Origin of the sequence: Pseudomonas argentinensis (genome assembly GCF_001839655.2) — a bacterium.
Lineage (GTDB): Bacteria > Pseudomonadota > Gammaproteobacteria > Pseudomonadales > Pseudomonadaceae > Aquipseudomonas > Aquipseudomonas argentinensis_B.
This window is the reverse complement of record NZ_CP056087.1, coordinates 4447163-4463792: the sequence shown is the minus strand read 5'-3', so window position 1 is coordinate 4463792 and position 16630 is coordinate 4447163. Positions and strand designations below refer to the sequence as shown.

At 65.9% G+C, this 16630-nt stretch carries 14 protein-coding genes; 5 read left to right on the top strand and 9 right to left on the bottom strand.

Annotated features, from left to right (window positions below; genetic code table 11):
* Nucleotides 1–248 precede the first annotated feature (248 nt).
* Entirely contained in the window at nt 249–1019 is a 771-nt protein-coding gene (locus SA190iCDA_RS20160) for an SDR family NAD(P)-dependent oxidoreductase (protein WP_070888000.1), read from the bottom strand.
* Between the two features lie 324 nt (nt 1020–1343).
* Here SA190iCDA_RS20160 and SA190iCDA_RS20155 point away from each other — a divergent pair, with 324 nt between their 5' ends.
* Entirely contained in the window at nt 1344–2321 is a 978-nt protein-coding gene (locus SA190iCDA_RS20155) for a LysR family transcriptional regulator (protein ID WP_070888001.1), read from the top strand.
* An 18-nt stretch (nt 2322–2339) separates the two neighbouring features.
* Here SA190iCDA_RS20155 and SA190iCDA_RS20150 read toward each other — a convergent pair whose 3' ends face one another.
* The gene (locus tag SA190iCDA_RS20150; protein ID WP_070888002.1) at nt 2340–2801 is read right to left on the bottom strand and encodes a RidA family protein; all 462 of its coding nucleotides are present in this window, start codon (nt 2799–2801) and stop codon (nt 2340–2342) included.
* 571 nt (nt 2802–3372) lie between these two features.
* Between SA190iCDA_RS20150 and SA190iCDA_RS20145 the strand changes: the two genes are divergently transcribed.
* The gene (locus SA190iCDA_RS20145) at nt 3373–3762 is read left to right on the top strand and encodes a helix-turn-helix domain-containing protein (protein ID WP_070888003.1); all 390 of its coding nucleotides are present in this window, start codon (nt 3373–3375) and stop codon (nt 3760–3762) included.
* A gap of 5 nt (nt 3763–3767) precedes the next feature.
* On the opposite strand, the gene SA190iCDA_RS20140 is transcribed toward SA190iCDA_RS20145, so the two are convergent.
* On the bottom strand, nt 3768–4091 hold the full coding sequence (locus SA190iCDA_RS20140) for a glutaredoxin family protein (RefSeq protein WP_070888004.1): 324 nt from the start codon (nt 4089–4091) through the stop codon (nt 3768–3770).
* An 81-nt stretch (nt 4092–4172) separates the two neighbouring features.
* The gene (yejK, locus tag SA190iCDA_RS20135) at nt 4173–5180 is read right to left on the bottom strand and encodes a nucleoid-associated protein YejK (protein ID WP_070888005.1); all 1008 of its coding nucleotides are present in this window, start codon (nt 5178–5180) and stop codon (nt 4173–4175) included.
* Nucleotides 5181–5324: 144 nt separating this feature from the next.
* Here yejK and SA190iCDA_RS20130 point away from each other — a divergent pair, with 144 nt between their 5' ends.
* Nucleotides 5325–10268, top strand: a complete 4944-nt coding sequence (locus SA190iCDA_RS20130) for a tetratricopeptide repeat protein (RefSeq protein WP_070888006.1) — start codon at nt 5325–5327, stop codon at nt 10266–10268.
* Here SA190iCDA_RS20130 and yjeH read toward each other — a convergent pair.
* Nucleotides 10245–11519 (bottom strand): L-methionine/branched-chain amino acid transporter, encoded by a 1275-nt coding sequence (gene yjeH / locus SA190iCDA_RS20125; protein ID WP_070888007.1) that lies wholly within the window; start codon nt 11517–11519, stop codon nt 10245–10247. The genes SA190iCDA_RS20130 and yjeH overlap by 24 nt on opposite strands.
* Before the next feature lie 155 nt (nt 11520–11674).
* Between yjeH and SA190iCDA_RS20120 the strand changes: the two genes are divergently transcribed.
* Both SA190iCDA_RS20120 and SA190iCDA_RS20115 read left to right on the top strand, forming a co-directional pair.
* Entirely contained in the window at nt 11675–12094 is a 420-nt protein-coding gene (locus tag SA190iCDA_RS20120; protein WP_070888008.1) for an Lrp/AsnC family transcriptional regulator, read from the top strand.
* 136 nt (nt 12095–12230) lie between these two features.
* Nucleotides 12231–12743, top strand: a complete 513-nt coding sequence (locus tag SA190iCDA_RS20115; protein WP_070888009.1) for a DinB family protein — start codon at nt 12231–12233, stop codon at nt 12741–12743.
* A gap of 209 nt (nt 12744–12952) precedes the next feature.
* Here the strand turns inward: SA190iCDA_RS20115 and SA190iCDA_RS20110 are convergent, their stop codons facing one another.
* The 4 genes from SA190iCDA_RS20110 to SA190iCDA_RS20095 form a co-directional block, all read right to left on the bottom strand.
* Nucleotides 12953–13648, bottom strand: coding sequence for a lipopolysaccharide kinase InaA family protein (locus tag SA190iCDA_RS20110; protein WP_070888010.1), 696 nt, complete (start codon nt 13646–13648; stop codon nt 12953–12955).
* Complete coding sequence (locus SA190iCDA_RS20105; protein ID WP_070888011.1) at nt 13648–14325, bottom strand: class I SAM-dependent methyltransferase; 678 nt, start codon at nt 14323–14325, stop codon at nt 13648–13650. Before SA190iCDA_RS20105 ends, SA190iCDA_RS20110 begins: the two co-directional genes overlap by 1 nt.
* 346 nt (nt 14326–14671) lie before the next feature.
* Nucleotides 14672–15943, bottom strand: a complete 1272-nt coding sequence (locus tag SA190iCDA_RS20100) for a sensor histidine kinase (RefSeq protein WP_070888012.1) — start codon at nt 15941–15943, stop codon at nt 14672–14674.
* Nucleotides 15933–16616 carry a response regulator transcription factor gene (locus SA190iCDA_RS20095; protein WP_070888013.1) on the bottom strand — a complete coding sequence of 228 codons (684 nt, stop codon included), beginning with the start codon at nt 16614–16616 and terminating at the stop codon, nt 15933–15935. Before SA190iCDA_RS20095 ends, SA190iCDA_RS20100 begins: the two co-directional genes overlap by 11 nt.
* Nucleotides 16617–16630: the final 14 nt, after the last annotated feature.

Here is a 16630-nt window from a genome sequence, read left to right as displayed (position 1 = left end):
GCGGCGCCTGCTGAGCGCGCGCGTTGCAGCCTGCTCGGCGTTGTGACCGAGGCGTACCTGCGTGACACCCCGGAGGAGCTAGCCGCTTACATCCCGATTTCCACCCAGGCGCCTTTTGCCAATCTTCACAGATGCCTTTTCAGTAAAACCACTGATTGCCGGCCTGGCTGATATGAGGCCATTTCCGCCGACTGCAGTCAGGAGCAATGGGCTTGGCTAATAATGATCTCGTTGTCGGACGGCCCCTTTCACCAGACAATCGGCTTATTGTCCCAGGCCCAGAAGGTCCCGCTGTCGTCCGGTCCATGGGCACCCAGCAGTTCGATAATGCGATGCGCCGAGAACGCCGGTTCGAACAGTTGCCCCTCTGGCACGTTCGCCTGGAAGGGCTGGGACAGCTGCGTGTCGGTGGTGCCCGGGTGTATCGCCAGCACGGTGGAGGCCGGGTTGAGGCGTTGCAATTCGATACCCGCCGTATGCAGCAGCTGATTGAGCGCCGCTTTGCTGGCTCGGTAACTGTACCAGCCGCCCAGGCGGTTATCGCCGATGGAGCCGACCCTTGCGGAGAGCGCTACGAAGGTAGCGGGTTGTTTGCGCAGTAACGGCAGCAGGTGCTTGAGCAGCAGGATCGGCGCGAAGGTATTGGTCGCGAAGCTCGCTTGCAGGCTCGCCAGGGTCAGTTGCGACAGGCTCTTTTCCGCCTTTGCACCGTCCTGGTGAAGGATGCCTAGGGTACTGATCACCAGGTGCAGGTGATCGCACTGCTCACCAATCTTGCTGACGAGTGCGTCGAGGGCGTGTTCATCGCTCGCATCGCAGTCGACTCGTTTCAGGCGTTGCCCGTGTTGCTCGGCAAGCTTGGCCAATTCCGCGCAGGTGCTGGCGTGTCGCGCCACGGCACATACCTGCGTCACATCATCGCGCTCGAGCAGAGCTGCGCACAGTGCCAGCCCGATACCCCGGCTGGCGCCGGCTATCAGCACCTGAGCACCGCCGCTCAGTCCGGGAATAAGAGTCATAACGCACCTTAAGGAATATGGCCGAAATAGTTTATGACGTCGCGTTAAGGCATGCCGTTCAGCTGGGGGCGGTCGCCGACAAGGAACCTCGATGAAAACCGCCTTGTGCCGAACGTTTCCGTGGCTCTCACCAACGCTCGTGCGCCGAAGTCAGAGGGATCGCAGGGCCTTGCCGTGACCGCTCCTGCCGCCAAGAGCAGCATGCGGCCCCCTGTCGTGGGCGCTCGCGCAATCCCCATCGCTTGCATTTACAACACCCATCGCCTTGGTTCACCCGCACGCTTTTCGTATGATCGACGCCCCCGATACCTGGAAGCTGCTGGCGTGAAATCGTTACCTAAAGGTGCTCCACCGAGCCCGGCTGCCCCGGCCGTTGCGACGTGGGATTTGAGCAGTGCGGTCAATCAGCTGTCGTGGGACGATCTGCGCATCATCAAGACCCTTAGCCAGTGCGGCAACCGTAACGACACCGCGAAGAAACTGGGGATCAACGTCTCCACCGTGTCGCGCCGCGTGGCCCAGGTCGAGAAGACCCTCGGGGTGGCGCTGTTCGATCACCGGCGTTCGGGCTACATGCTCACGGCCGAGGGCGAGGAGTTGCGCGCCCTTGGCGAGCGCGTCGAGCTGGATATCGTCAGTGTCGCGCGGCGCGTATCGCGCGCCGGCGAAGGGCCGCTGGGCAAGCTGCGCATCACCACCAGCGACTCGCTGCTGCTGTATTTCCTGACGCCGATCATTGCCGACTTCAAGGCCCTCAACGAGGGCATCGCGATCGAGGTGCTGGTCGGCAACCAGACCTTGAGCCTGGCCCGTGACGAGTCGGATATCGCCGTGCGCGCGACCCGAAAGCCGGCAGAAAGCCTGGTGGGGCGCAAGCTGGCCACGATTGCCTGGGCGCCCTATGGCAGTACGAAACGGGAGCCGACGAGCGAGCCGTTCGGGGATGAGCACGCCTGGGTGTCGTATTCCGGTGGTTTGTGCGGGCTCAGGGCAACCAGCTACGTGGAAAGCCGGGTGGCGGCTCACTGCATCGCCTACCGCACCGACTCGGTGGCCGCCGCCAGTGCGGCGATCGCTGCCGGGCTGGGTTTCGGTTTTCTGCCGTGCATGCTGGGCGATATCACCCCTGGCCTGGTGCGCGTCGGCCCGGTGGTGCCCGAGCTTCAGGACGAGCTCTGGCTGCTCACCCACCAGGACATTCGCAGGTCCTGGCGGGTGAAAGCATTCATGACCTTTTGCGCGGCCGCCGTCGCAGAGCTCAAGCCCCTGGTCGAAGGGCAGCGGCCGCTTGCGGTCGAGTAGCGCAAGCGGGCGGGGTGCTCAGTCGTTCCGCGCGTCAGTCACCGCCTTGCAGACGATCTCGATCAACTGCGCGCGCTGGGCCAGTCGCGACACGCCGATGATGTTGCTCGCGCACCCTGGGCGCTCGCTGCCATAGGCGGCCTTGCGCACGTTGCCCACCACGGCGAATGCGGCGTCCATATCCAGTACGTAGAGGGTTTCCTCGACCACGTCTTCAAGCGTCGCGCCGTAGAGCGCGAGCAGCTTGGCGATATTGTCGTAGGCGCTGCGCATCTGCTCGCCCATGGACGAGAAATCGCTGGGTTTGCCGTCGCTGTCCAGTGGCGCAGGCGCAACCAGGTTGCCGTCTTCATCGTGGTTGAACTGGCCGGAGATGTAGATCTCGTTGCCCACCTTCCTCGCCTGCGGATAGCCATAGCTTTGCTCCCATGGCACGCCCCAGTAGGCGGTTTTCTTGTCGAACGGTTGTGTAGCTGCCATTGCAATCTCCTTGCTTGAAAGGCCGCCCAGGTGCGCTCACCTGAGTCGACGGGAAGCAAAGGCTAGCAGCGCGACAAAAATTTAAATGGCGCATTTTTGCATCATCAGAGGTGCAATCTTGCGCCGGCGGCTCGGCGATCTTTCGGTTAGCTTTTCTCGAACTCGGGCAGCAGCCACCCCCCCATGGTGCTGCCGCCCCCCTGGCGAATGCATGGTGATCGTCCGCCGGGGCTCGTGAAACCACCAACACCCACCGAGAGGACGCTACCCATGAACAATCGCAAGACCGAAGTGCTGACCACTCACAACAGCCAACTGATCGTCATCGACCGGCAGCCCCAAGTGCGAGGCTGACCCGAGCTGCCCGGCGCCGCCGGATAACCCCCGGTACTGCGGCGTCCCGGCAGCGCTGAACAAACCAATCGATAGCCCGAAGAAGAAAGGGTCGCCCTGGCTTGCCGCCAGGCAGCGCACATCGATCTTCGTGGCTTCCGGCTGCGCGGTCGATGGCCCGGTTCTGCACCACACCTCGATAACGCTGCGCGGATTTGCTCTTCATACAGGTATCGCCATGAACAGGGACCAGTGCACCGTGCTACCCAATATCGCCTGCATTTCGGCCGGGCCGCTGAGGCCCTGGCAGGAACGGCTCGCCAAACAGATGATGCTGGATAACCTGGAAACGGGGATTCCGGTGTCCGCCCTTGCCGATGCATGCGCCATGTCGCGCAGTCACTTCACCCGCAAATTCAAGCAGAGCAGCGGGCTGGCGCCTCAGGAATGGCTGCGCCAACAGCGCGTTCAGCGCAGCAAGGAGCTGCTGGCGACCTCCACCATGCTCCTGGCGGATATCGCCGTGACATGCGGGTTCTATGATCAGCCGCACTTCTGCCGGGTATTCATGAAGACCGAAGGCATGACGCCCCATACCTGGCAGATGCAGGTCCGCTCGGCAGCTTGACGGGTTCAATACGCCGCCAGGATTCCCTGCGGGTTGTAGCCGTGGATCACCGTGCCATTGACCTTCAGCACCGGCACGCCGCGACCGCCCAGGGCATCGTAGGCACGGCGGGCGTCGGGGGATTTCTCGATGTCCAGCTCGGTGTAGGCGATGCCGCGCTCGCCGAGAAACTCGCGGGTCTGGGCGCAGTAGCCGCACCAGCTGGTGGCGTAGAGGATCACCTCACCCTGGCCGGCCACCTGCTGCGGCTTGCCCAGCAGCATCGGCTCGAGGCGATCCCAGTGTTGCCAGGCGGCGAGCACCACGATAATCAGCAAAATCCGTTTCATGAGGGGCGTCTCGGCAGGGGGGGCAGGGCCTGTTGCCGTTCCACGCATGGCTGAAACGGGCACAGACCCTGGCGTTATCGCTCAATCCTTGCGGCGTTTCAACTGGTCGGTCAGCTGGGTCGGCAGGTTGCGGATGGTCAGGGTGTCGGAGGCTTCGTCGTATTCGATCTTGGAGCCCAGCAGGTGGGCCTCGAAGCTGATCGACAGACCCTCGGCGCGGCCGGTGAAGCGGCGGAACTGGTTCAGGGTGCGTTTATCCGCGGGAATCTCCGGCGACAGGCCGTAATCCTTGTTACGGATATGGTCGTAGAAGGCCTTGGGGCGTTCTTCGTCGATCAGCCCGGAGAGTTCTTCCAGGGTCATCGGCTCGCCCATCTTGGCCTGGCTGGTGGCGTAGTCGACCAGGGTATCGGTCTTTGCCCGCGCCTGTTCTTCGGGCAGGTCCTCGCTTTCGACGAAGTCGCTGAAAGCCTTGAGCAGGGTGCGGGTTTCGCTGGGCGAGTCGACGCCCTCCTGGCAGCCGATGAAGTCGCGAAAGTACTCCGAGACCTTCTTGCCGTTCTTGCCCTTGATGAACGAGATGTACTGCTTGGACTGCTTGTTGTTGCGCCACTCGCTGATATTGATGCGCGCCGCCAGGTGCAGCTGGCCGAGATCCAGGTGCTTGGCCGGGGTCACGTCCAGCGCGTCGTTCACCGCCACGCCTTCGCTGTGGTGCAGCAGGGCGATGGCCAGGTAGTCGGTCATGCCCTGCTGATAGTGGGCGAACAGCACGTGGCCGCCGGTGGACAGGTTGGATTCTTCCATCAGCTTCTGCAGGTGCTCGACGGCCTGGCGGCTGAAGGCAGTGAAATCCTCGCCGTCTTCCAGGTAGGTCTTCAGCCAGCCACTGAAGGGGTAGGCGCCGGATTCCTCGTGGAAGAAGCCCCACGCCTTGCCCTGCTTGGCGTTGTAGCTGTCGTTGAGGTCGGCCAGCATGTTCTCGATGGCCTGGGAGGCGCCCAGTTCGCTGTCGCGGGCGTGCAGCACGGCGGGCGTGCCATCGGGCTTCTTGTCGATCAGGTGGACGATGCAGTGACGGATCGGCATGGGAGGTCCTTGTGACAGCGAGTTGGAGGCGGCGGGTAATTGTACCCGAGCAGGCCGTCACAGGTGCAGCGTGCCGGCCTTGTGGTGAGTAACGCCCCGCCATAGAGTGCCGGCTGACATTCGATGACCAGGGAAGGGCGCTCCATGTCCGTTTTCAACCCCAATGCGCAGGTACCTTCGCCTGCCTTGCTGGTGCAGCTCGAGGCGCTGATCGACCGTGGCCTGTTCCTGCAGGCCTTTGCCCTTGCCAGCGAACAGGGCGACCCACGCTACTGGCAGGGCCCGGAGGCAATGACCTGCATGGCGCGGCTGGCCGGGCACATCGGTGCGCCGCGGCTGGCTGACGTGCTGACCTGGCTGGCCTACCGGCGCTACCCGCAATCCTTCCATACCCGCCTGCGTTTCCTGCGCATGCAGATGGCCAGGCGTGGTCACTACCGTGCCTGGCGGTTGCTGCAGGGCTTCGCTGACTGGCTGCCGGCAGAGGCGGCGCAGCAGGCCGAATGGCTGTCGTTCAAGGCGTACCTGTACGCCTCGCTGCGTGATTTCGAAACGGCCCAGGCCCTGTACGAGCAGGCGTGCCTGCATGGCGACGGCGATCTGTGGCTGCTGGTGGAGCGCAGTCACGGCCTGGAGCTGGAGGATCGCCGCGAAGAGGCCCTGGCGCTGTGCCAGCAGGTGCTGGCCCGCCAGCCCGACTTTCGCTCGGCGCTGAGCCAGGCGGCCTCGCTGCAGCTGCAACTGGGGCAGGTCGACAGCGCCCTGCAGTTGCTGCGCCGCGGCGCTCGGGAGATGCAAAGTGCGGCGATCTGCGCACACCTGGTCAACGTGCTGATCGAGCGGGACGAACTCGACGAGGCGCGCGCCTGGCTCGACCATATGCAGACGCTGGAACGCATCGAGGAGCGCAGCCCCACCGACTGGATCGCCGCGCGCCGCTGTGACATCGCCTGCCTGCAGGGCGACCATGGCGCTGGCCGGCAGTGGGCGGAGAAAGCCGGCGGCGGCTTCTACGAGAAGATTCAGGCGCACCTGGCGAGCCCCAGCGGGCGCCGGGTGTTGCTGCCGGTGCCCTTCGTGCGCCAGCACCACATGACCTGCGTGCCGGCGACCCTGACGGCAATTTCCGACTACTGGGGCAAGCGCGTCGAGCACCTCGAAGTCGCCGAGGAGATCTGCTACGACGGCACTTCGCACCAGGCCGAGCGCGCCTGGGCCGAGCGCAACGGCTACCTGGCCGTGGAGTTCACCGCGGACTGGGCCACCAGCCGTGCCCTGATCGACCGCGGCATGCCCTTCACCCTGACCCTGCAGTACACCGGCAGCGGGCACCTGCAGGCGCTGGTCGGCTACGACGAGCCGCGCGGTACCCTGCTGGTGCGCGACCCGGCGCAGCCCCACCATGGCGAGAGCCTGGCCGAGCTGCTGTTCGCGTCGCAGCGTGCGTCCGGGCCGCGCGCCATGCTGCTGTTGCCGGCCGACCAGGCGGCGCGCCTGGACGGGCTCAGCCTGCCGGATCGCGAACTGTGGGATCGCTATTACCGCTTCACCAGCGCCCTGGAGGTGCACCAGCGCGACGAGGCGCTGGCGGCCTACCACGCCCTGCAAGCGCTGAGCCCCGAACATCGGCTGACCTGGCAGGCGCAGCGTTCGATGGGCTGGTACGACGGCCAGGAGCGCGAGGTGCTGCGCGGCACCGAAGCCCTGCTGGCGCAGTTTCCCGAGGATGCCAACCTGATCCTCTCCAAGGCCACTTCGCTGGCCCAGTTGCAGCCGCGCGGCGTGCAGCTCGCGTGGCTGGCCGGGCATTGTCGGCAGCGCTGGAACGAGCCGACCATCAGCGTCCGCTATGCCGAGTTGCTCAGCGACGACGGCCGTTGCCACGGCCGGGTGGCCGAGATTCTGCAGCGCGTGCTGCTGCAGACGCCCACCCAGGCCCGGGCCTGGAACACGCTGGCCAGCCTGCGTTGGGGCGAGAATCGCCGTGAGGAGGCCTGTGAGCTGTATCGCCTGGCGGCCTGCCTGCACGCCTCCCACGAGGGCTACGCCGTGCAGTACTTCCGTGCCCTGCGTGCGCTGGGCCGAACCGGCGAAGGCCTGCAGTTCCTCGAACGCCGCCAGGCGCGGCTTGGCCGCCAGGCGGCGGCGCCCAGCCTGACCCTCAGCGAAACCCTGGAAGAAATGCAGCGCCCCTACGAGGCGCAGGCGGTGCTGGAGCAGGCGCTGGCCTGGCGCCCGGCAGATGGCGAGTTGCTGCTCGGCCTGGCCGAGCACCACGGGCGTAACGGCGATGCCCAGGCCTGCCAGGCGCTGCTCGGGCAGGCCGAGCCGTTGTGCCGGCGGGCGGCGTGGCTGCGTGCGGCGGTGCAGGCCGGCATGCGGCGCCTGGAGGACCCGCGTCAGACCCTGGTCTGGGCGCGCGAGGCCGCCCTGCTCGAACCCCTGGCGGTAGGGGCGCACCGCCTGTGCGTGACCCTGCTGGAGCAGGGGCAGGGCAGCGAGGCCGCCGATGCCTATGTCGATGCCCTGGCTGCCGAGTACCCCCACCATCTGGGGATCGCCGAGCTGCAGGTCGAGCGTGCCAAGCGGCGCTCCCTGCCCGCTACCGAGCGGGCGTTGCGGCGTCTGCTGGACAATCATCCCGAGCACGCCTGGACGCTGCGCGAGCTGGCCGGTTGCCTGGCGCGCCAGGGGCGCCGTGGCGAGGCCCTGGAAGTCTGCCGGCAGGCCGGCCTGGTCGATGCGCAGAACACCTATTTCCACTCCACCCACGGCTTCGTACTGCTGCAGGACGGCCAGCGCGGGGCCGCCCGCGAAGCCTTCCAGCAGGCCCTGCGGCTGTTCGCCGACAACGAATACGCCAGCAACATGCTGCTCGACACCTGCGAAAGCCAGCAGCAGGCCGTCGCCACCCTGGCCGCGATCCATGCCGAGCTGACCCGCCAGGTGACTTTTGGTGATGGCTGGCTGGCCTATGAGCAGCAGGCCCAGCGCCTGCTGGAGCCGCAGGTGCTGCTCGATCAACTGCGCGAGGCCCTGGGCCAGCGCGAGGACCTCTGGCAGCTGTGGGTGCTGGTCGCCCGCCAACAGGCGTGCATGGAGCAGTACGCGGCGGCAGCCGACACCCTGGGCCGGGCCATCGAGCGCTTCCCCCTGCTGCCGCGGCTGGCGCTGGAACTGGCGCGCCTGCACAAGCGCCAGGGCGAGCTGGACGCCTGCTGCCAGGCCCTGCAGGAAAGCTTCCGCATCAACCCGCTGTGGACACCCACGGTAAGCCTTTACGTCGACTGCCTGCTGGAGCAGGGCGAGCGCCTCGAAGAGGCCGAGCAGCAGTTGCGCCGAGTGGTCGCGCAAGTGCCCGAGGACACCGAGCTGCGCGCCTACCTGGCCTACGTACTGGGGCGTCGCGATGCGTTCGCCGAAGCGGCCGACCAGGCCGAGCGGGTGCTGCGCGCCGAGCCCGGCCACGAATGGGCGTGGAATCAGCTCAAGTACTACGCCGAGAAATTGCAGGCCGAAGGGCGCCCGCTGCAGCTGGCCAGGCAACTGGTGGAAAACCGCCCCGGCGACGTCGATGCCTGGCTCGCCCTGGCCGACCTGGATGATGACCGTGAAGCACGGGAGAAAGCCCTGCGCGCGGCGCTGGCGTACAGCCCGCGCAGCCGCGGGATCAACGACCGCCTGCTGCAGCTGCTGATGGAAGGAGAACGCTTCGGCGAAGTCCGCGAGGTGCTCGCCGCGCCCTGCTGGGAAGGCAAGCCGCCGGTGGAAATGGCCCTGTATGGCCCGCGTGCCCTGCGCGCCGAAGGGGACACCGGTGCCATCGAGGCGCTACGCGGGCTGCTGGCGCAGCACCCGGACCACTACGATGGCTGGCGCCAGCTGGCCGACTGGCACGACGAAGATGGCGAGTATCCGGCCTATATCGCCGCCGCTCGGCAGATGGTGCGCCTGGAACCGCGGCTCGCCATGGCCCATGGCTTCCTTGGCCACGCGCTATTGCTCAACGGCGACAAGGCCGAGGCGCTGCCGGCCTTCGAACAGGCCTGGGCACTGGATGGGCGTTACGGCTTCGCGGCGTTCAACAGCTTCGATCTGCTGCGCGAACTGCAGGGGCCGGGCGCGGCCCTGGCACGCCTGGATGCCTTGCTCGACACGGGCGATCCGGTGGCCGCCTGGCGCCGCGTGCTGCCCCTGGCCAGGGGCAATGGCGACAAGGCGCTGTTGCAGCGCGCGCTGACCACCCTGGCCAGCGAGCCGGCGGCCGAGGCCACTTGGGAGCAGGATGTCACCGACTTCGCCGTGCGCGAACCGGTGTTGCGCCAGGTGCTGGATGCCGGCGTGGCGGCGGGCGAGTTGCACAGCGCGGCCGTGGAAACCTGGCTGGGCTGGCGCACCCACGACATGCTCAGCAACCTGACCCTGGCGGCGGCCTTCGACAAGGCGCTGCGCAACGATCCCCAGCATGCCGCCAAGTGCGCCATGTTGCGGTTGCTGGGCGGTCACCGGCATGCCAATCGGATCCTCCTCGGCTCCACCCTCAAGCGCTGCCGCCAGGCGTTGGCCGAAAACGCCGATGTGTGGGGCGCCGCCAGCTATGCGCTGATCGAGAGCAAACGCTACCGCCTGATGTTCGAGACCCTGAGCGACTGGCGCCGACCGGATACCCCCGCCTGGGCCCTGGACAACCTGGCGCTGGGCTACCGGCTGCGCGGCATGGATTCGATTGCCGCCGAGGTGTCGCAGCTGTCGCTGGAGCGTGATCCGCGGGGTGCCGATGGGCTCGTCTGGCTGGCGGTCGATGCGGCGTTGGCAGGCGACCAGGCCGAGCTGAACAGCCTGATCGAGCGCCTGCAGGACGCCTCGCTGCGCGACTACTACCGTGCGCTGTTCAAGCTGGCCCAGTGCGCCGCCACCGCCGACCCCGCACAGGCCCGGGAGACTTTGCGCCAGGCCGAGGGCATGGCCGGCCATGGGCATCTGCCGTTCTGGCGCTTGCGGCAGCGCCTCGGTGTTCGCCTGGGTTGGCACGGTGAGTTTCCGACGGCGCGGGTGCGCTGGCGGTTACGGCGCTGGTGGAAAAGCTGACAGCGCCGCGCGCCGGGATGGGCGCAGGCGATCAAGGATCAGCAGGCCGCTCAGCAGGCCGATGGCATACAGCGCATCGAGCCCCAGCATCAGCAGGACGGCCAGGCACAACAGCGTGCTGAGGCCGGCCAGCCAGCGCCACAGGCCCTGCAACAGCAGCCAGCCGGCGGCCATGCTGAGCAGGTAGATGACGATGAAGTTGCCATTGGCGTAGCGGATCAACTGGTCGAGGGACAGCGACAGGCTCCAGATCAGCGTGGTGCTCAGGGCGCAGCTGAGTACCACCAGCAGCAGCGCCCTGGCCGGCACGCCATTGGCGTTGCGAACGGCCAGCGCGCGCGGCAGCTTGCCTTCGTCGGCCAGGCTCCAGATCAGCCGCGCGAAGCCCTGGATGTAGACGTTCATCGAGGCGAAGCAGGCCAGGTAACCGATGCTCGCGCTGAGCCAGCGCGCCCCGTCGCCAAGCAGGACGTCGAGCATCAGCGGCAGCGAGGCGGCATCGGTGCGCGCATCGCCGTAGGCATGCAAGCTCAGCACCGCCACCGAGCAGGCCCAGTACACCAGGCCGGCGAGCAGCACGCCGAGCAACAGGGCGAGGGGGAAGTCGCGCTGCGGATTCCTGAATTCCTCGCCCAGGTGGGTGAACGCCTCGATGCCGACGAAGCACCAGAACATCACGCCCAGGGCCACCGGCAGCAATTGCCAGTTGCCGGCCAGGGGCGGCAGCAGCGGTTGCCCGGTGTGGGGCAGGTCGCCCTTGAACCAGATCAGCGCGATGGTGGCGACGATGACCAGGGCGATGACGATCTGCACGCTGCCCGAGGTGCGCGCAGGCCGTTGGCCGAGCAGCAGGATGATGCCCAGGGTTACCAGCTGGATGGCCAGGATCGCCAGGTCGTTCAAGGCGAACAGGGCGTGCCAGAAGCCGCTGGCGATATTCAGTGCCGCCGGCAGGCCCACCGGAATCACGGCGAGAAACAGCCAGGCGCTGGTGCGTTCCATCGATGCGCCGAATGCGCGGCCGATCAGGTGCGGCGCGCCGCCGGCATGGGGGTAGTGGCGACCGAGCTGGGCGAAGGTGAAGGCCATCGGCAGCACCAGCAGGATCAGCAGCAGCCAGGCCCACAGCGAGATCTCGCCCGCGGCCGTGGCGGCCAGCGCGGGAATCACGAAAACCCCGGTGCCCAGCAGTGACGTACACAGCAGGCCCACGCCCTGCAGCAGGCCCAGTTCCTTGTTCAATCGACTCATGTTGTATGCTCTCGCTCCTGACGCGGCCCCTGGCAGAGCGCCTGCCGGCCCTGTCGGCAATGGTAAGGCCGCCTCGCTTGGGCGGCTGCTGGCGAAGCGTCGCCGATCGCCGACGAAACGGCGGCAATGGCCGTCATCCTGTGCAGAGAGCTTCAGTGGACAAGTTCGATCAACGCATCATCGCCTTGCTGTGCGCCGACGCGCGCCTGACCGTCACCGAGGTGGCCCGCCAGGTCAACCTGTCACGCTCGGCGGTGAGCGAGCGCATCCGCCAGTTGGAAGCCAGCGGCGTCATCCAGGGTTACCACGCGCGCATCGCCGAACCTGACGCGGTGGTGGTCAAGGCCTACCTGGAGCTGTTCTACAAGGGCGGGCGCTGCGAGCAATACGTCGAACGCATGCGCGCCTTTCCGGAAGTGCGGCGCTGCTCGGGCATCAGCGGCGAGACCGATATGCTGATCTACCTCGAGGCCGCGTCCATGGAACGCCTCGCCGAAGTGCGCGGGCAAATCGAAAACCTGCCGGGCGTGTTCAAGGTCAAGACCCATATGGTGGTCAAGGATTGGGTGATGTGAGGCCAGGCGCTCCCTGACCTGGCTGATTGGTTTGGAGCTTGGAAGCTTTGCTTCCTCGGGTCGCCATGGGCGCGGTGGCTTGATCAAGCAAACTGGGCGACAAAGTGAGTTTCATTAAAAAACGTGGAGCTATGGAATGCTGTTCGCCGATGCCTTCAAGTACAAGCAATGGGCCAATGCCGAGCTGCTCGCCTTGGGCGAACGCCAGCTGAATCAGATGTCCGACAGCGATGCGGAGTTCTTCGTGCGCATCCTCAATCACACCACGGTGGTCGACAGCCTGTTTATCGGTCGTTTGTGTGGTGAAGCGGAGCGCTACGTCGCTGACAACACCCGCGAGACGCCGAAATTCGCGGAGCTCAAGGCCCGCATCGCGCAGAACGATGCCTGGCTCGTCGACTTCGCTGAGCGCGCCACCGGCGAAGAACTGCGGCGAGTGATCGCCTTTCGCTTCACCGATGGTGACCTCGGCCAGTTGTCGGTCGAAGAGGTGCTGTTGCACCTGCTGACCCATGGCAGCAATCATCGCGGCATGGCGGCACGCACCCTGGCGATCAATGGGCTCGAACGACCGAAGGATACCTTTACGCGGTATCTGCACCAGGCTGAACCGGTCAGGCGAGAGCTTGCCCGCGAAGCGATCAGCTGAGCCTCGTGCTCACCTTGAGAATCTGTTCACGATCTTTTTAGGCGACATTAAGCGGCTGCTACAAAGGCAGAAGCGGCCATCGTTGCTTTACCTGTGGGAACGGGCGGGGACGCCTAGTCCATGCCCGTAATTTTTTTCGCGGGCATGGCCCGCTCCCACAGATAATCACCAGTCCACCCGACGGGAACGACCGGCCGCTCTCGCCACTTCTAAGTGGCCAGCGCCGCGGTATAAGCCTGCATCAGCAATTGCCAGTCGCCCTCGGGCATTGCCCCACAATGACGTTTCAGCTGGCGCATGTCGTGGCGCGAGGCATCGGCCGTGCGCCAGCGGCGGCGGCTTTTCTCCAGGTCGAGCAGGGCGATTTCGGCCCGGAGCGAGCCGCTTTCATCGTGTTTAATCTTGATGAAGACGTGCTTGGCGTAGCAGCAGCCGTGCTGCCAGCGGCCGCGGTGCAGGCGCGCCAGGGTGTCGGCCAGTGCAGCCAGCATGCAGGCGCAATGCTCGGCGCTGCGCTGTTTCTCATACCACTGTTCCAGGCTGACAAAGCCCGTTAGCGCCTGGGTGACCAGCAGGGCCTGCCATTGGCCCTCGTGCTTGCGAGCGGAACCGTAAATCAGCTTGGGCACCCGGATGCCCAGGCGGGCGAAGGCCTGATAAGCATGTAGCTCACGCAGGATGGTCGGGCGCCCTAGGGGGTGGCGCAGGCTGCGGTACAGGTGGCCGGTCTGGCGTTTGCTGTACAGCATGGGGTGGGACGAGTCGCGGGGCCGCAGCAGCTGTACGCCACTTTCGCCCTCGCGACGTTTGTTGAGGGGCTCCACCCAGGCGCCGCGGCACTGCCACCAGTGCTCGAACATCGAGCCGGCCTGAATGGCCGGATGCTGAACGATGACCGTCGCCATCACTTCACCCCAGCCTTGCGCAGTACATAGGTGCGCCACATGGCGTAGCCGGGCAGGAAATCGCGGTGGCCGAGCAGTTGGAAACCCGCCTCGAGAAACTCGGACTCGATTTCCCCACGGCGCACCACGAAGCGGTTCTCGCCATTGCCACGGCGTTTCGCCAGGCGGTTGCGGCGCCAGGCCTTGTAGTTGCCGTCGACCCACAGCGAGACGATCAGCGTGTCGCGGGTGACGCGATGAAACTCGCGCAACGCCGCCACACGGTGCTCGGCTGACTGGAAGTGATGCAGCAGGCGAATGCAGAACACGCAGTCCACCGAGTTGTCGCCCAGGGCGATATCGAAGGCCGAGGTCTTGAGGGTTTTTACCCGGCTGAGGAGCTCGGGCGGCTGGGCGGCGAGGGCGGTGGCGAGCATGTCCGCGGAATTGTCCGCGGCCAGGATCACCCGGTTCGGTTGCTCGGCGAGCATCGGCCAGAAGCGGCCCGCACCACAGGGCAGGTCGAGCACCAGGTTGGGGTCGCCGGCCAGGCGCAGGGCGCTGCGGCCGACCTGTACGTCGCGCCAGTGCGACAGGCGCCTGGCCAGGCCGTCCTGGTGCTTGTGCAGGTAGTTCTGGGCGTGTTCCCGGTCGTATTTGCCGGAGAAAGGGAGTTCGATGGAGCGGGGCTTGGACATGACGAGGCACCTCTAGGGTCTGTTGCCGTTTCAACGCGAGCCGCGTTGTTGCGAGAAATCTCGCCAGGCTAGGCGGAGGACGCAGGGAATGGTTGTTCCCTTGCCAAGTCCTCCAACGACGCATGGCGAGATTTCCCGCACAACCCGTAGGGCCGGGCTCGTTTTATCGCGATGCGGCGTTTCTCGCCGGCTCATTTAGCCCGCTAAACTTCGCGGCTCGTGCCTTGCCTCGCGATAAAACGAGCTCCGGCGCGGCCGTGCGTGAAACGGCAACAGACCCTAGGAGAGTGCCTCGATGTTAGGAGGCGGGTTCTGATGAACCCGTCAAACAAACGTGAAAAAAACGTCAGCTGGCGGCCTGGAAGTTCACTTCAAAGCAGCTGCCCACCACCGGCAGGCTGTGCACGCTGATTTGCCAGCCCTGATGAGCGCAGATCCGCTTGACCAGCGACAGCCCTAGGCCAAGCCCTTCGCCACGGGCCTGCTCGCCACGCACGAAGGGGTCAAAGATCTGCTCATGATGCTGCTCGGGTATGCCCACGCCGCTGTCCTCGACACGAAAGCCGTCGGCGAGCAGGGTCAGTTTCACGAAGCCGCTTTCGGTGTAGTGCAGGGCATTGCGCAGCAGGTTGGCCATCACCGTGCGCAGCAGGGTGGGGTTGTAGACATCTTCGTGCAACGCCTGTACCTCGACCTGGAAGTCCAGGCCCTTCTCGCGCATCAGCGGCGCCCAGGTCTCCACCTGCTCGTCGGCGATCTGCCCCAGGCTGGCACTGCCGGCGAACAGGCTCTCGTTGCCCTTGACCCGGGCCAGTTGCAGAAAGGTCTGCACCAGGTCCTGCATTTCCGCGCTGGCCCGTTCGATGCGTTGCACCTGCTTGCGCTGCATCGGCTGCAGGTCGACCTGGGACAGCAGCTCGCAGGAGCTGGCGATGACCATCAGTGGCGTGCGCAGCTCGTGGCTGACGTCACTGGTGAACAGCCGCTCGCGCTCCAGGGACTGGCGCAGGCGGCCCAGGGTGCTGTCGAAGGCGGCGGCCAGCTGGCCCACTTCGTCGTCCGGGTATTCCGGTGCCAGGGCCGGCGCCAATGGCAGCAACTGGTCGCGGTGACGCACCTGGTTGGCCAGCTTGCTGACCGGGCGCATCACCCGCTCGGACATGAACCAGCCCAGCACCAGGGCGCCGAGCACCGATAGCAGGAAGCCCGCCAGCACCACGTTGAACAGCACCTGCTCGCGCTTTTCGAACTCGCTCTGTTCCTGCACCAGCAGGTAGCGGTCGCCGTTGATCAGTTGGGTGAAGATGTAGAACGCGCGTTCGCCTTCGAGCTGCTCGCTGAAGCCGACCGGCAGGTCGGCGTAGCGTGGCGGAATGGCGTACTGCGGGTAGTTCGAGGCGAAGAAGCGGGTGCGTGAGTCCAGGCGCGGCGCCTGGCCGCTCTTCAGGTCCTGCTGCACCACCACGCCCAGTTCCAGGGCCAGTTCCTCGGACACCAGGTGCTCTTCGATCAGGTGCACGATGGCCACGATGCTCAGGGAAAACACCCCGCTGACCAGAATGGTCATGGTCGCGAAGGCGATCAGGATGCGCCGGCGAAACGGCTGCTTACTTTGCATCGGGGTTCGCCGCCAGCCGGTAGCCCACGCCGTGGACGGTGTGCAGCAGGGGCGCGGCGAAGGGCTTGTCGATGGCCTGGCGCAGCTGGTGGATATGGCTGCGCAGGCTGTCGCTGTCCGGGCAATCGTCGCCCCACAGGGCTTCCTCCAGGGCTTCGCGACGGACCACGGCGGGCGAGCGCTGCATCAGGATGGCCAGCAGCTTCATGCCCAGCGGGTTGAGTTTGATCGGCACGCCGGCACGGGTCACGCTGAGCATGTCCAGGTCATAGGCCAGGTCGGCGACTTCCAGCAGGCGTCGGCGGTTGCCCTGGGAGCGACGCAGGATGGCTTCGATGCGCGCCACCAGCTCGGACAGCGCGAAGGGCTTGATCAGGTAGTCATCGGCGCCGGCGCTCAGGCCCTGCAGGCGATCCTCCAGGGCATCGCGGGCGGTGAGCATGAGGATCGGGATGCTGCTGCGCGCCTCTTCACGCAGGCGTCGGCACAGCTGGTAGCCGTCCAGGCCGGGCAGCATGATGTCCAGCACGATCAGGTCGTAATGCCCCTGGGTGGCCAGGTGCAGGCCACTCAAACCGTCCTGTGCGCAATCGGCCGTGTACCCCTTGAGCTGCAGGTAATCGAGGATATTGGCCAGGATGTCGCGGTTGTCTTCGATCACCAGTATGCGCATGCAACGTTCTCTTC

Coding starts and splice junctions, on each gene's coding strand:
- SA190iCDA_RS20160 (WP_070888000.1), bottom strand. CDS start 1,019: ATGACTCTTATTCCCGGACTGAGCGGCGGTGCTCAGGTGCTGATAGCC.
- SA190iCDA_RS20150 (WP_070888002.1), bottom strand. CDS start 2,801: ATGGCAGCTACACAACCGTTCGACAAGAAAACCGCCTACTGGGGCGTG.
- SA190iCDA_RS20145 (WP_070888003.1), top strand. CDS start 3,373: ATGAACAGGGACCAGTGCACCGTGCTACCCAATATCGCCTGCATTTCG.
- SA190iCDA_RS20140 (WP_070888004.1), bottom strand. CDS start 4,091: ATGAAACGGATTTTGCTGATTATCGTGGTGCTCGCCGCCTGGCAACAC.
- yejK (WP_070888005.1), bottom strand. CDS start 5,180: ATGCCGATCCGTCACTGCATCGTCCACCTGATCGACAAGAAGCCCGAT.
- SA190iCDA_RS20130 (WP_070888006.1), top strand. CDS start 5,325: ATGTCCGTTTTCAACCCCAATGCGCAGGTACCTTCGCCTGCCTTGCTG.
- yjeH (WP_070888007.1), bottom strand. CDS start 11,519: ATGAGTCGATTGAACAAGGAACTGGGCCTGCTGCAGGGCGTGGGCCTG.
- SA190iCDA_RS20115 (WP_070888009.1), top strand. CDS start 12,231: ATGCTGTTCGCCGATGCCTTCAAGTACAAGCAATGGGCCAATGCCGAG.
- SA190iCDA_RS20110 (WP_070888010.1), bottom strand. CDS start 13,648: ATGGCGACGGTCATCGTTCAGCATCCGGCCATTCAGGCCGGCTCGATG.
- SA190iCDA_RS20105 (WP_070888011.1), bottom strand. CDS start 14,325: ATGTCCAAGCCCCGCTCCATCGAACTCCCTTTCTCCGGCAAATACGAC.
- SA190iCDA_RS20100 (WP_070888012.1), bottom strand. CDS start 15,943: ATGCAAAGTAAGCAGCCGTTTCGCCGGCGCATCCTGATCGCCTTCGCG.
- SA190iCDA_RS20095 (WP_070888013.1), bottom strand. CDS start 16,616: ATGCGCATACTGGTGATCGAAGACAACCGCGACATCCTGGCCAATATC.